Below are 14,297 nucleotides of genomic sequence, written 5' to 3'. Positions count from 1 at the left end.
GTGTTTTCGGTTTGGGTATTTGCTGGGCTGATCGGCGCCGCCGGATGCCCATCGCGGACGGAGTCCGCTCCTACGTAACCGTCTGGCGTAGGAGCGGACTCCGTCCGCGATGTTTCACCGGCCGCTGCGGCGCCGAGCCGGAATCAGGCGCGCCCCTGCCGGGCGGTAACCTTCGGATACTCGCCGAACAGCGCGAAATACGACTGGGAAAACCGCCCCAGGTGCCAGAACGACCATTTCATCGCTACCTCGGCCACGCTCATGCCGGACTCGGCGGCGGCCAGCAGGTCGCGCCGCGCCGCGTTCAGGCGGCGGTTGCGCAGCCAGACGATGGGCGGAATGCCGGCGTAATGCAGGAACGACTGCTGCAGCGTGCGCGGTGAAACGCCCGTTTTGGCGGCAAGGTCGGCCATGCCGAACTGCTCGTCAGGGCAGTCGTTCACCACTTCCTTGACCCGCTGCACCACGCGCTTGGCCTGGACGATGGAGCGCGCGCGGCGCTCCTCTTCCAGCGGCGCCTCGCAGAGCAGCGAGAAACAATGGGAGACGATGCTCTGCGCCACACCCGGCGCCTCCGTCGGATCGCCGCCCCTGGTCGCGCCGGTGAGCAGGTTGCTCAGCGAGGTCGCCACCGACTGGCAGTGCCCCGAGCGCAGCGGCGTCAGCACCAGGCCGGCAAAGGTATCGGCAGGCGGGCCCCAGTTCGCCGCGTCCTTGATCACCACCGCCACCTCGCGGTAGTTCTCCGGCGTGACCCAGGCGTTGCGGGTGTCCCCGTCGAGCAGATAGAGGGCGTTGTCGGACATGTCGAAACTGAACACCAGCGCACCGGGCGGGGCGTGGAACTCCTGCTCCACGCGCAGGTTCATCTGCTCCTCGTAGAGCTCGATCCCCTCGACCTCGGCATGCAGGATGCGCCCGGCGAACCGCCCGGCGGACATCTGCGTGTACTGCTGCTCCCAACCAGGAATGGCTATGCGCTGCTGGTCTACTTCCTGTGCTTCGACAACCCGGATCGCCATACCCAGCCCTGCTGGTTTTTTCAGATGCGGAAGGCTAACAACCGGCGCGACACCCGTGCAAGATCTCGAACAGCAAAGGCGAGCAGTAATTACTCGCTCAGACGGGAAATCCGCCGACCGGAGCTGGCGATCAGCCCGGTCGCCCGCGCACGCAGCTGGCCGCACCCGCCCTCGACCTCCTGCCCGGCGCTGTTGCGCACCTTGGTCAGCACGCCGCGACTGTGCAGGTAGCGGACGATCTCGACGATGCGCTCGCCGTCCGGGCGTTGGTACTGGTCGCCCTCCAGCGCGTTGAAGGGGATCAGGTTGAGCACGCCGAACTTGCCCTTGAGCAGGCGCAGGATGCCGTCGAGCTCTTCCTGGCTGTCGTTGACGCCCTTTAGCAGCGTCCACTGGTACTGGATCGGGTAGTCCGTGGCGCGGGCATAGGCTTCGCCCTGCTCTACCAGTTCCTCCGGCGTCAGCTTCGGCGCGCGCGGCAGCAGGTGCTCGCGCAGCTCGGCATTGCTGGTGTGCAGCGAGAGCGCCAGTGCCGGCTTGATCCGTTGCAGCGGCAGGCGCTCGAAGACGCGCGGATCGCCCACGGTGGAGAACACCAGGTTCTTGTGGCCGATGCCGCCGTCGGTGCCGAGACGGTCGATGGCCTCGAGCACGTTGTCGAGGTTGTGCGCCGGCTCGCCCATGCCCATGAACACCACCTTCTTCACCGGCCGCACGCGCCGCGCCAGCACCAGCTGGGCGACGATCTCGGTGGTGGAAAGCTGGCGCAGCAGGCCGCTCTTGCCGGTCATGCAGAAGCGGCAGCCCACCGCGCAACCGACCTGGGTCGATACGCACACGCCGCCGCGTGGCAACAGCACACTCTCCACCATCTGCCCGTCGGCCAGGCGCACCAGCAGGCGTTCGGAATTGTCGCCCGCAGGATGACGGGAATGGAGAGTCGCCAGCGCATCCAGCTCGGCGGCGATCTGCGCTACAGCGTTGCGCACGCTCAGCGGCAGGAAGTCCTCGGTGGCCTGCCGTTTGGTACCGGCATCCAGCGGCCGGCCCTGCAGCCAGGCACGCAGCATCCGCCCGCGGTGCAGGGGCAGCGCGCCAAGGTCGGCAAGGCGTTGGTCGAGGTCGGAGATTCGCATGGGGCGCGAATCCTACCATCAGCGCAGGCCCAGGCGTAGCGCTGCCGGTCTGGCTGGAGACCTGAGCGCAGCGGTGCTAGGGTCAGCCCATTGACTGCCCAGGAATTCGTCATGCACCGGACCGCGCCGCTCGTATTCAGCCTCACCTCCCTTCTCTTCGCCGGCCTCGCCCAGGCCGCCCCGCCGGACTTCGACGCCAAGGTGAACAAGCTCGCCGAGCAGGTCATGCGCGAACAGAACATCGCCGGCCTCGCCATCGGCATAACCGACCATGGCGAACAACGCTTCTACAACTTCGGCGTGGCCTCGAAGGAGAGCAAGCAGCCGGTGAGCAGCGACACGCTGTTCGAGATCGGCTCAGTGAGCAAGACCTTCACCGCCACCCTGGCCGGCTTCGCCCAGGCCGCCGGCAAGCTCAAGCTGGAAGACAGCCCGACGCGCTACCTGAAGGAACTGCACGGCAGCGCCCTGGACAAGGTGACACTGATCCAGCTCGCCACCCACGTCACCGGTGGCTTCCCGCTGCAACTGCCCGACGAGGTGAAGACGCCCCAGCAGCTCACCGACTACTACAGGACCTGGCAGCCGCAGTATCCCGCCAATACCCAGCGCACCTACGCCAACCCCAGCATCGGCCTGCTCGGAATCGCCACCGCGCGCGCCCTCGACGTGCCGTTCAAGACCGCGATGCAGCGCAACATCTTCGCGCCGCTGGGCCTGAGCAACACCCACATCGACGTACCGGTGACCCGCCAGGGCATCTATGCCCAGGGCTACGACAAGGACGATGCCCCCGTGCGGGTCAACCCCGACCAGATCGCCGACGAGGCCTACGGCGTGAAGTCCAGCAGCCGCGACCTGTTGCGCTTCGTGCAGATCCAACTGGGCGAGGTGAAGCTTGGCGACAAGCTGCGCTCGGCTGTGGACGCCACGCGCACCGGCTACTACCAGGTCGGGCCGATGACCCAGGACCTGGTCTGGGAGCAATACGCCTACCCGCCCAAGCTCGCCGAACTGCAGCAGTACAACGGCAGCAGCATGGTGCTGCAGAGTCAGCCGGTAACGGCGCTGCGCAAACCGCTGGCACCGCAGCAGGCGGTCTGGGTGAACAAGACCGGTGCCACTGGCGGCTTCGGCGCCTACGTGGCGTTCGTCCCGGCGAAGCAGCGCGGCATCGTCATCCTTGCCAACCGCAACTATCCCAACGAGGTGCGGGTGAAGCTGGCCTGGGACATTCTGTCGAAGCTGAACTGAGCCGGTTCCATCGATGACGGTGATGTTCTGAATCAAAACGCCGGTAATGATCCCTGGCGGCGGAGTCTGTAGCGTGCTCAGCTGACAGACTCCGCCACCAGAGGATCAGTGCCTTGCCCCGCCTCCCACTGCAACGCGCGCCCATCGACGACTACAGCCATTCGCCGCATTACATCGCCGGGAGGTTCCGCAATCTCAAGGCGCGCCCGGCCGATATGCCCGAACCGAGCGCGAAGGTGCTCTGGGATGTGCTGTTCAACAAACCGAAGAACACCGTGCCGCGCGCCCCGGTGCCCGTGCGCGCACTAACGCCGGAGGAACTGGAGGCCGCACCTGATCGCAGCCTGTACCGCCTCGGCCACTCCACCCTGCTGCTCAAGCTGCGCGGCGGCTGGTGGCTGACTGACCCGGTGTTTTCCGAACGCGCCTCGCCGTTCAGCTTCGCCGGGCCCAAGCGCTTTCACGCACCGCCCATTGCCCTGCAGGACCTGCCGCCGATCCGCGGCGTGATCCTCTCCCATGACCACTACGACCACCTCGACCGCACCACCATCGCCGTGCTGGCCGAGCGCGCGGAAGTCTTCCTCACCCCGCTGGGCGTGGGCGACCGCCTGCTGGATTGGGGCGTACCGGCGGAGAAGATCCGCCAGCTGGACTGGTGGCAGAGCACCACGGTGGACGGCCTGTGCCTCACCGCCACCCCGGCGCAGCATTTCTCCGGCCGCGGTGTGCGCGATGGCAACCGCACCCTGTGGTGCTCCTGGGTGATCGAGGATGACAGCCTGCGCATCTTCTTCAGTGGCGACACCGGCTACTTCGACGGCTTCGCCGAGATCGGCCGGCGCTTCGGCCACTTCGACCTGACACTGATGGAAACCGGCGCCTACAACGAACACTGGCCCTACGTGCACATGCACCCGCAACAGACCGTCCAGGCGCACCAGGACCTGAACGGCCGCTGGCTGCTGCCGATCCACAATGGCACCTTCGACCTGGCCATGCATGCCTGGTACGAACCCTTCGAGCGCGTGCTGGAGATCGCCGGCGAGCGTGGGCTCATCGTCACCACGCCGATGATGGGCGAGCGCATCGACATCGAGGCGCCCCATCAGGGCGAACGCTGGTGGCGCGGCGTGGTCGCCGAGGAAGCCCGCGCGCCGGCGCCGCGTTGTGGCTGCCGCACTGCCCGCGAGGGTTGAGTACACGCCCTTGCAGGATGGCGTGGAGCGCAGCGGCACCCATCGACGCCTCACGCCAACCGCATGGGTATCGCTGCGCTCCACCCATCCTGCGCTCAGGGTTTCCGAGATATTCCACCGTCGGTTGAATCAGTCGCTGGCCAGCTCGAACAGCTGCCAGCGCACCGAGCTGACACCCTTCTCCAGGCTGATGCGGCTGACCATGCGTTCCAGCTGGCCGGCGGCGCCGTGGCCGCCGAGCAGCTCGGCGCGCACTTCGAGTTTCGCCGGGTTGGCCTGATCCTCGCTGTGCAGCGATTGCAGGCGCAGCTCGCTGCTGTCCAGGCTGTGCAGCATCAGGCTGCGCACCTGGATCTCGTCCTCGGCGCGGCAGACGATGGCGACGCCATAGCGCTGCTCCACCTCGTTGGCTGGCAGCACATCCTGATGGTTGATGCGCTGGGCGATGTCACGCAGCAGGATGTTGGCGCAGAGCACCACCACGCTACCCAGCGCCGCCTCCAGCAACAGCCCCATGCTGCACAGCACGCCGATGGCGGCGGTGCACCAGAGCGTGGCGGCGGTGTTCAGGCCGCGCACGTTCAGGCCATCGCGCATGATCACGCCGCCACCCAGGAAGCCGATTCCGGACACTACGTAGGCAGCGATGCGCGGTGCATCCGCGGACAGCCCCGGCATCGCCTGGGTCATCAGCACGAAGAGGCAGGCACCGGTGCTGACCAGCGCGTTGGTGCGCAGGCCGGTGAGACGCTGGCGCAGTTGGCGTTCAGCGCCGATCAGGGCGCCGAGGATGAGAGCCGCGGCGACCCGCAGCAGGAAGATTTTCCAATCCATGTTCCACCTCGTTCGCGGCGCAGGGCCGCTCCATGCGCCGAGCTATGCCGGCGCGCATTCGGGGGATGGATTGCGAGAGTGCGAAGGGCCAGGCTGGCCCCGCAGGGGAATGGTGAGACGTCATCCCTTGGCGGGATGCGTATCGCCACTGTCCGCAACGCAGCGAGACAGTGGCAGGGTTCTGCCGGACGGCTCGCTGTTCAGGCCTGTCGCAATCGACCAGGGCAAGTGTCCAAGGCAGGACTCCTCTGTGATTCAAAAAAAGCGACCGGACCCGGTGTGAGCACTGCCCGGGACAGCTCCGGCCGCGAGTCGTCATCATCCCGGAGCTGCCTTAAGGTTTTCTTAGCGGCTCTCAGGAAGCGCCTTCGCGCCAGCGCGCCGGGGTGGATCCGACGCGCGCCTTGAACAGGCGGACGAAGAAACTGACGTTCTCGTAACCGACCCCGGTGGCGATCTCGCGTACCGACAGCTGGGTCGCCAGCAGCAGCTTCTTCGCCTTGTCGATGCGTACCTGCTGCAGATAGAGATTCGGCGGCAGCTTCGTCGCCTCGCTGAAGCGGCGCTTGAAGGTCCGCTGGCTGACGCCGGCCTGGCGCGCCATGCGCTCGATGGTCAGGGGCTCGGCGTGGTGGCTCTCGATCCAGTCCTGTACCCGCAGTACCGTGTCGTCGCAATGGTTGCGATGGCCCGGCAGGATCGGCCCGAGGCGGTGCGGATCGGCAACCAGCAGGTGGGTGGCGCAGAGCTGGGCGAAGCGGTCACCGCGGTCGCGCGCGAGAATGTCCAGCAAGGCGTCGAAGCAGCCATTGAGCGAGCCGGTGCTGTAAAGCCCGTTCTCCTGCAGGAAGGACTCCCGCGCCACAAAGCGGCACGCCGGGTAGCGCTTGCCCAGCGGCCGGACGAAGGCCCAGTGCGTGGCCAGCAGTCCGCCGTCCAGGCGCCCACTGGCTGCCAGCCAGGCGGCCCCCGTGGTCAATGCCAGCACCCGCGCGCCGGCGTCGATGTGCTGGCCCAACCATTCCAGCACTCGCGCATCCGCTTCGAAGCCGGCCAGGCGCGGTCCCTCGATGGCCGGCAGGACGATCAGAGAAGCTGCCCTGACGTCCTCCAGCGCAGCGTCCGGTGTAATGACGTGACCGCCTGCTGCGGACACTTGCGCGCCATCGACCGACACCACCCGCACAGTGAAGGAAGGTTGCATCCCCAAGTGCTTCTCCAGCAAAGCCGCAATGCGGAAGAAATCCGCGGCCGAGAACAGCCCCATCGCCCAACAGCCGTCATAGGCCAGTATCGCTACCTGTTCCAAACCCCCTCCTGGCCCGATCGGACCATGCATGAGCCCATCTGAACATCGCCTTGGTCACCTGCCGGGAATACTATGACCGAACCCACAGCGAGTCAGTACAGGAGCGTGTCATGTCGTTGCCCGTCACCACCCGGGAACACTGGATCAGCAGCGAAAAGGGCCAGTTGTTCGCCCAGGACTGGACGCCCGCCGAAACCGTCGGCGAGCCGATCCTGCTGCTGCATGACTCGCTGGGCTGCGTGAGCTTGTGGCGCGATTTCCCGCAGCAGCTCGCGCGCACCACGGGTCGCCAGGTCATCGCCTACGATCGCCTCGGTTTCGGCAGTTCCGATCGCTATCCCGGCGCCCTGCCCCTGGACTTCATCGACGACGAGGCGCGCCGCTTCTTCCCCCTGCTGCAACAGCACTTCGGCTTCGAACACTGTGTGGTGTTCGGCCACAGCGTCGGCGGCGCCATGGCCGTGGCCTGCGTGGCGCAGCATCCGCAAGCGTGCGTGGCGCTGGTCACCGAGTCGGCACAGGCCTTCGTCGAGCACCAGACCCGCGACGGCATCCGCGCCGCCGAGGTGGAGTTCGCCCGCGATGGCCAGCTGGAGCGCCTGCAGAAGTACCACGGCGACAAGGCCTTCTGGGTGCTGCGTGCGTGGGTCGATACCTGGCTGTCCGACGATTTCAGCGACTGGAACCTGGACGCCGAACTGGCACAGGTGAAGTGCCCGATCCTCAGTCTGCATGGCGAACAGGACGAGTACGGCTCGGCCGCGCACCCTGAGCGTTTCACCTCGGTCCCCGGCGTTCCGACCATGCTCCGGCTGCTGCCCGATTGCGGCCACGTGCCACACCGCGAACAGCAGCCGGCGGTATTGCAGGCTGTTACCGAGTTCTTTCAGCTCCACCTGCTGCAGGCCACGGCATCCGGGGGTTAGAGGCGTTACCGCCTGGCTGGAAAATTGAATCAAAACTCACCGCGTACAGTCACATCCAGCAGGCGCAGTCGCTTCGCTTTTCCCACTCCGGGAGCGGCCTCAAGGGCGCCGTCGCAAAGGCCTGAAGCAGGCTGTCGACGGCCGGACGGGCTTCGCTGCGCAGGTAGGTTTGACCATGCACCGCCAATTGCTTCCGTTGCTGCTGTTCGCCTGCTGGACGACCTCTTTCCCCGCCGCCTCAATCGGCACCTCAACCGACGAGAAAGCCCAGGCCGCGGTGAACAAGGCCGAAGTGCTGGAGCAGCAGGTCGCCCACCCAGCCAACGCCGTGGCCAGCCCGGCGCCCATCACAAAATCCGAGGTCAAGGCAGTGGACCCGGCCGGCAAGGCGCCACTGGACGACGCTCTCACGTGCCTGTCGCGGACCCTCTACTGGGAAGCCAAGGGCGGCGGCCAGGCGGACATGGAGGCAGTGGCCAACGTGGTGCTCAACCGCATGGGCCACGGTGGCTTCCCCGACACGGTGTGCGGCGTGGTCAAGCAGGGCCAGGCGCAGAAGCACTGTCAGTTCTCCTGGTGGTGCGATGGGCGCCCCGATCAGGTGGAAGAAAAGAACCGCTACGACATCGCCAAGGAAATCGCCCGCCGGGCGCTGAACCAGCAACTGAACGACCGCACGCGCGGCGCCATGTACTTCCATGACCGCCACGCCTCGCCGTCCTGGGCGAAAAAGTACATCCGCACGGCGGAAACCGACGAGTTCGTCTTCTACAAGCCGCGCGGCGGCGATGCGCGCTAGCTGAGGGAGCAGGGACCGTCACGCTGGGCGTCCATCCAGCGCACCAGCGCTTCGCCGAACTCCGGCGGCGCCTTGCGCCCGACGCGGCGTGCGAGATCGAGCACGGTGTGCTGGGCCAGGGCTTCTTCCATGCGTTTCTGCGCGGTGAGCATCACCGCATGGATCGAGCAGGTGCCGCAGGTTGCCCACTCCGGCGGCGAGCCTTCGAACACCGCGCAGCGCCCACGGATATCGCGGCACTCGAAAATCACCTTGTCGCCGTCGATGGCCTTGACGATATCCAGCACGGTGATCTCGTCCGCCGGCCGCGCCAGGCGGAAACCGCCGCGTACGCCTTCGGTGGCTGCCACCAGCCCGGCCTTGGCCAGCTTGGTGAAGACCTTGGCGAGCAGTTCCTGGGGCACGCCCTGCAACTCTGCCAACGCCCGCACGCTGGAGTCGCGGCTGTCGCCCTTCTCGTCGGTCAGAAAGAGCAGGCAGTGAATGCCGTACTCCACCCCCGCACTGTACAAAGCCATTACAAACTCCGACTAATTCAGTCGCACTATTTTCAAGCCACGCCGGGCACCCAGCAAGCACTTAAGCACGCATCCTGACGAGCTGTCACCCACGCCACGGGCATCTCCAGACTTCCCGGTGTTTCGCCAATGAACAGAAGCGGCGCCTCCTCCCGGAGCGCCGTCGTGACCAGCGGTCGGAGTTTGATGCAGAAACCGCTTGCCTCGGATAACTACGACCAATATAGTCGCAGTTATCCGAGGCAAGCCGGGAAGCAAAGCGCTCCGATGTCGGGCACTCGGGAAACCCACACCCTGGATTCATCCTTTTCGTCGGAGACCACCATGAAACAACGCATCCTGATCGTCGGCACCGGTTTCGCGGGCATGTGGAGCGCCCTGAGCGCCACGCGACTGCTCGACCTGCACCAGCGCGGCGACATCGAAGTCGCGGTGCTCGCCCCCCAGGCCGAACTGCGCATCCGCCCGCGCTTCTACGAGCCGAACGTGCACCAGATGGCCGCACCGCTGGGCGAGCTGTTCGCCGCCGTGGGCATCACCTTCATCCAGGGCAGCGCCGAGAAGATCGACGTCGATGGCCGCCAACTGGACTACCGCAACGCCAGCGGCGACATTGCTACCCTGGGTTTCGACCGCCTGATCCTCGCCAGCGGCAGCAAGGTCGCCCGCCCCGCCCTGCCGGGCATCGAGCACGCCTTCGACGTGGACGACATCGACCAGGCCGTGCGCCTTGAAACGCACATTCGCTCGCTGCACCAGCTGCCGGAATCCGCAGCGCGCAATACCGTGGTCATCGCCGGCGGCGGCTTCACCGGTATCGAGACCGCCACCGAAATGCCGGCTCGCCTGCGAGAAGTGCTGGGCGCGGACGCCAAGGTGCGGGTCATCGTGGTCGATCGCGGTGCCGAGATTGGCAGCGCACTGGGCGTCACTTCGCAATCCGTGGTGGCCGAAGCCTCGGCCGAGCTGGGCGTGGAATGGCGCCTGAAATCTTCGGTGGAATCCATCGACGAGAACGGTGTGACGCTCTCCAGCGGCGAGCGCATCGACGCGAAGACCGTGGTCTGGACCGCGGGCGTGCGCGCCAGCTCACTGACCGAGCAGGTTCCCGCCGAGCGCGATCGCCAGGGTCGCCTGCACGTGGACCGCAACCTCCAGGTGATCGGCCAGGACGCGGTGTTCGCCACAGGCGACGTCGCTTACGCCGCGGTGGATGATGCCGGCAACTATGCGCTGATGACCTGCCAGCATGCCATCTCCCTGGGCCGCTCGGCCGGCAATAACGCCGCCGCCGACCTGCTGGGCGTGGCGCCCATTCCCTACAGCCAGCCCAAGTACGTGACCTGCCTGGACCTCGGCGCCTGGGGCGCGCTGTTCACCGAAGGCTGGGACCGCCAGGTGCGCTTCCAGCGCGAGGAAGGCAAGAAGATCAAGACCGAGATCAACACTGTATGGATCTACCCGCCGGCTGCCGACCGCACCATCGCCCTGGCGGCTGCCGACCCGATGATCCCGGTCGTGGCCTGATCGCCCGGAACCTGTGGGAGCCGACCGTGTCGACGAATCCTCCGAGCGGGGTCTGAACTCGCCCGGGGAACCGTGGCGATGCTTCCGTGGCGCCGGCCCTGCCGGCGGGTCGCGGGCGTGGTTCGCTCCTACAGGTGACGTCTGGCGCGAACCTGCAGGGCGCAAAGAGCGCCAGCGTTATCCGCCGCGAGGCAATCGGAGGCCACGCCGCCGCACCGATGGCAACCGAGGACACGCGCACCTGGCGACAGACGACAAAAAAGACGGCACTCGAAAGGCCCTTCGGTGATCCATTTCAGCAAGAGCCGCCGAGGAGCCCTGCATGAGCACACCGCCCGAGCTGCTGGACCTGCCCCCCGACCTGCACTACGTCGACGACAGCCTGCCGGGCATCAGTCGGCGCCTCCTGCGCGGACGCTTCGCCTATTTCGATCCGGGCGGCGAGCGCATCCGCGTCGAGTCGGAGATCGAGCGCATCAACCGCCTGGCGATCCCACCAGCCTACGCCGACGTGTGGATCTGCCTCGACCCGCTGGGCCACCTGCAGGCCACCGGGCGCGACGTGCGCGGGCGCAAGCAGTACCGCTACCACCCACGCTGGACCGAAGTGCGCGACAGCGCGAAGTACGAACGCCTGCTGCGCTTTGGCGCCGCCCTGCCGACACTGCGTGCACAGATCCAGCAGCATCTGGCGCTGCCGGGCCTCGGCGCGGAAAAGGTCATGGCCACCGTGGTCGAGCTGCTTGACCGCACCCTGATCCGCATCGGCAACCAGCGCTACCGCAAGCAGAACCGCTCCTTCGGCCTCACCACCCTGGACACCCGCCACGTCGAGGTGCAGGGCTCGCATATCCGCTTCGCCTTCCGCGGCAAGAGCGGCGTGAAGCACAGCGTGGATGTCGAGCACCCGCGCCTGGCGCGCATCCTCCGGCGCTGCCTGGAGCTCCCCGGCCAGCAGCTGTTCCAGTACCTGGACGAGGAACGCCAGCGGCGCATGATCGACTCGCGCGACATCAACGCCTACCTGCGCGAGCACGCCGGCGAAGGCTTCACCGCCAAGGACTACCGCACCTGGGCTGGCAGCACCCTGGCGCTGGAGTACTGCCGCAAGGCGCCCTGGCAGGACGCGAAGAGCGCCAGCCGCCAGCTCAAGGAGATCATCGGGCAGGTCGCCAGCGAGCTGGGCAACACCCCGGCGATCTGCCGCAAATGCTATGTGCATCCGCGGGTGATCGAAGCCTTCCTCGCCGGCGAGCTGGTCAACCTGCGCAAGGCCCGCAAGCGCAAGCACCTGAGCGCCGAGGAAGCCACCCTGCTGGCATTCCTGGCCGCATCTTGACGGGAACCGGGCGCGAAAAAGGCGGTCCAGAGCGTAACGGAACGAAAAATGGCCCACGGCCACTAGTGCCAAAAACGCTCAAGACAGCCACACTGACGTGCTTTCATACAGTGTCGTCAGAAATTTCTCTCTGCCCGCCCGACTCGCGAGCCGGGCCCAACCGGAGTGCCCGCCTTGCCCGCCGCCGACACCGCCCTCGACCAAGCCATCGAGCGTTGTGCCCAGGAACCGATCCAGCTGCCGGGGAGCATCCAGCCTCAGGGCTTTCTGCTGGTACTGGACGAAGCCGACCTGCGCATCCTCCAGGCCAGCGAGAACGCCCAGCGCTGGCTCGGCCTCAGCGCTCGCGAATTGCTCGGGCGCGACTTCGCCGCCCTGATCGCCGAGGATTTCGACCTGCGCGCGCACCTGGAGCGGCTGCCCGAAGGGGAAATCTTTCCCTTCCACATCGGGGATGTGCGACTGCGCCTGGGACCATCGGCCGGTGAGCGCACCACGGTGCTGGTGCATCGCTACGACCAGGTCCTGATCGTCGAGTTCGAGCCGCGCAGGCCGCGTCCGGCCGGTGATCCCGACGTCGATTTCTACCCGTTGGTACGCGCCTTCGTCAGCGGCCTGCATACGGCCGACAGCATCGAAGAGCTGCTGCAGCGTTCGGTCGCGGAGATCAAGCGCATCACCGGTTTCGGCCGGGTCAAGGCCTATCGGTTCGACGCCGAGGGCAATGGGCTGGTCATCGCCGAGGCGGCCGACGCCGGCTACCCGCAGTACCTGGGCCTGTGCTTCCCCGCCTCGGATATCCCGCGCCAGGCCCGCGAGCTGTACCGGATCAATCGCATTCGGGTGATCGAGGATGCCAACTACCAGCCTTCGCCGCTGGTCCCGGCGGACAATCCGCGCACCGGCCGGCCGCTGGACTTGAGTTTCGCCGCCCTGCGCAGCGTGTCGCCGGTGCACCTGCAATACATGCGCAACATGGGCACGCTGGCGTCCATGTCGCTATCCATCGTGGTCGATGGCCGTCTCTGGGGGCTGATCTCCTGCCATCACAGCGAACCCCGCGCCGTCGGCTTCCAGACGCGTACCGCGTGCGAGCTGCTGGGCAGCGTGCTGTCGCTGCAGATCGAATCCCGCGAGTCCCACGCCAGCACCCGCCAGTTACTCGACCTGCGCCAGCGCATCGTGCGCATGCTCGCGGCCATGGCCGACCACGACAGCATCAGCGAGGGCCTGCTGGAACTGCCCGAAGTGATGCTCGGCTTCGCCGGCGCCACAGGCGCGGCGATCATTTCCGCCGAGCATTGCGAACTGATCGGCGACACGCCCCCTGCCGCGCAGGTCAACGCCCTGGTGCACTGGCTGTCCAGTCGCGGCGACGGGACGGTGTTCCACACCGACAACATCCAGCGCGACATCGAGGAGCTACCCGAACTCACCGAGCACGCCGCCGGCGTACTCGCCGTCGCCATCTCGCAGATCCACTCGCATTACCTGCTGTGGTTCCGCCCCGAGCAGGCGCGCACGGTGAACTGGGCCGGCCGTCCGGAAAAGGACCTCGACCCGCAGGGCAGGCTCAGCCCGCGTCACAGTTTCGAGCGCTGGCAGGAGGAAGTGCGCGGTTTCTCCGCGCCCTGGGAGCCGCTGATCGTCGATGCCGTGCTGGAACTGCGCACCGCCGTGCTCGGTATCGTGCTGCGCAAGGCCGAGGAACTGGCGCAACTGGCGGGCGAACTGCGCCGTTCGAACAAGGAGCTGGAAGCTTTCTCCTACAGCGTCTCCCACGACCTGCGTGCGCCACTGCGGCATATCGCCGGCTACGCCGAGCTACTGGGCGAGATCGAGGGTGCGGCGCTGACCGAACGCGGCCGCCGCTTCCTTCAGCATATCGAGGACGCCGCGGGCTTTGCCGGCACGCTGGTGGACAACCTGCTCGCCTTCTCGCAGATGGGCCGCTCCGCGCTGCGCCTGTCGGAGGTGGACCTCAACGCGCTGGTGGAAACCATTCGCGTGGAAATGCAGCCCGACTATGCCGGCCGCAACATCGTCTGGGAAGTGCAGGCGCTGCCCAAGCTGATCGGCGACCCGGCCTTCATCAACCTGGCGCTGCGCAACCTCATCGCCAATGCCATCAAGTACACTCGCGGCCGTGACCCGGCGCGCATCGAGATCGGTGCTCGGCAGACGCCCGAGGAAACCCAGGTATTCATCCGCGACAATGGCGTGGGCTTCGACATGACCTACGCCAACAAGCTGTTCGGCGTCTTCCAGCGCCTGCACCGGATGGAGGAATTCGAGGGCACCGGCATCGGCCTCGCCAGCGTCCGGCGCATCGTCGAGCGCCATGACGGGCGGGTCTGGGCCGAGGGCGAGGTCGACCGCGGCGCCACCTTCCACTTCGCCTTGCCCCGTCACCCCCAGCCCAACTAACGGAAGC

The 14,297-nt window shown here is 66.8% G+C and carries 12 protein-coding genes; 7 read left to right on the top strand and 5 right to left on the bottom strand.

Going from position 1 to position 14,297, the window contains the following annotated elements; genetic code table 11:
* Positions 1–143: 143 nt before the first annotated feature.
* Together MJ122_RS12365 and MJ122_RS12360 are read right to left on the bottom strand one after the other, a co-directional pair.
* Positions 144–1,022: a helix-turn-helix domain-containing protein gene (locus tag MJ122_RS12365; protein ID WP_239744367.1), complete on the bottom strand. Its 879-nt coding sequence runs from the start codon at positions 1,020–1,022 to the stop codon at positions 144–146.
* A gap of 89 nt (positions 1,023–1,111) precedes the next feature.
* Positions 1,112–2,158, bottom strand: coding sequence for an RNA methyltransferase (locus MJ122_RS12360; RefSeq protein ID WP_239744366.1), 1,047 nt, complete (start codon positions 2,156–2,158; stop codon positions 1,112–1,114).
* A 111-nt stretch (positions 2,159–2,269) separates the two neighbouring features.
* Between MJ122_RS12360 and ampC the strand changes: the two genes are divergently transcribed.
* Together ampC and MJ122_RS12350 are read left to right on the top strand one after the other, a co-directional pair.
* Positions 2,270–3,412, top strand: a complete 1,143-nt coding sequence (gene ampC / locus MJ122_RS12355) for a class C beta-lactamase (RefSeq protein WP_239744365.1) — start codon at positions 2,270–2,272, stop codon at positions 3,410–3,412.
* 173 nt (positions 3,413–3,585) lie between these two features.
* Complete coding sequence (locus MJ122_RS12350) at positions 3,586–4,611, top strand: MBL fold metallo-hydrolase (protein ID WP_239744369.1); 1,026 nt, start codon at positions 3,586–3,588, stop codon at positions 4,609–4,611.
* Positions 4,612–4,740: 129 nt separating this feature from the next.
* On the opposite strand, the gene MJ122_RS12345 is transcribed toward MJ122_RS12350, so the two are convergent.
* Together MJ122_RS12345 and MJ122_RS12340 are read right to left on the bottom strand one after the other, a co-directional pair.
* Complete coding sequence (locus MJ122_RS12345; RefSeq protein WP_239744364.1) at positions 4,741–5,445, bottom strand: MgtC/SapB family protein; 705 nt, start codon at positions 5,443–5,445, stop codon at positions 4,741–4,743.
* Between the two features lie 355 nt (positions 5,446–5,800).
* A complete protein-coding gene (locus MJ122_RS12340; protein WP_239744363.1) occupies positions 5,801–6,754 on the bottom strand; it encodes a helix-turn-helix domain-containing protein in 954 nt (317 codons plus the stop codon).
* A 110-nt stretch (positions 6,755–6,864) separates the two neighbouring features.
* On the opposite strand from MJ122_RS12340, the gene MJ122_RS12335 reads away from it, so the two are divergent.
* Both MJ122_RS12335 and MJ122_RS12330 read left to right on the top strand, forming a co-directional pair.
* A complete protein-coding gene (locus tag MJ122_RS12335) occupies positions 6,865–7,680 on the top strand; it encodes an alpha/beta hydrolase (RefSeq protein WP_239744362.1) in 816 nt (271 codons plus the stop codon).
* A 175-nt stretch (positions 7,681–7,855) separates the two neighbouring features.
* A complete protein-coding gene (locus tag MJ122_RS12330; protein WP_088417108.1) occupies positions 7,856–8,479 on the top strand; it encodes a cell wall hydrolase in 624 nt (207 codons plus the stop codon).
* On the opposite strand, the gene MJ122_RS12325 is transcribed toward MJ122_RS12330, so the two are convergent.
* The gene (locus MJ122_RS12325; protein WP_239744361.1) at positions 8,476–8,997 is read right to left on the bottom strand and encodes an Rrf2 family transcriptional regulator; all 522 of its coding nucleotides are present in this window, start codon (positions 8,995–8,997) and stop codon (positions 8,476–8,478) included. The genes MJ122_RS12330 and MJ122_RS12325 overlap by 4 nt on opposite strands.
* Positions 8,998–9,321: 324 nt before the next feature.
* Here MJ122_RS12325 and MJ122_RS12320 point away from each other — a divergent pair, with 324 nt between their 5' ends.
* The 3 genes from MJ122_RS12320 (at position 9,322) to MJ122_RS12310 (ending at position 14,290) form a co-directional block, all read left to right on the top strand.
* Positions 9,322–10,524 (top strand): NAD(P)/FAD-dependent oxidoreductase, encoded by a 1,203-nt coding sequence (locus tag MJ122_RS12320; protein ID WP_239744360.1) that lies wholly within the window; start codon positions 9,322–9,324, stop codon positions 10,522–10,524.
* Between the two features lie 322 nt (positions 10,525–10,846).
* Positions 10,847–11,863, top strand: a complete 1,017-nt coding sequence (locus tag MJ122_RS12315) for a DNA topoisomerase IB (protein ID WP_239744359.1) — start codon at positions 10,847–10,849, stop codon at positions 11,861–11,863.
* Positions 11,864–12,037: 174 nt separating this feature from the next.
* Positions 12,038–14,290, top strand: a complete 2,253-nt coding sequence (locus MJ122_RS12310; RefSeq protein WP_239744358.1) for an ATP-binding protein — start codon at positions 12,038–12,040, stop codon at positions 14,288–14,290.
* Positions 14,291–14,297: the final 7 nt, after the last annotated feature.

Origin of the sequence: Pseudomonas sp. DP-17 (assembly GCF_022380625.1) — a bacterium.
In the GTDB taxonomy this organism is placed as follows: domain Bacteria; phylum Pseudomonadota; class Gammaproteobacteria; order Pseudomonadales; family Pseudomonadaceae; genus Pseudomonas; species Pseudomonas nitroreducens_A.
The sequence above is the reverse complement of the archived record's forward strand: the minus strand, read 5'-3'. Positions and strand labels throughout refer to the sequence as shown.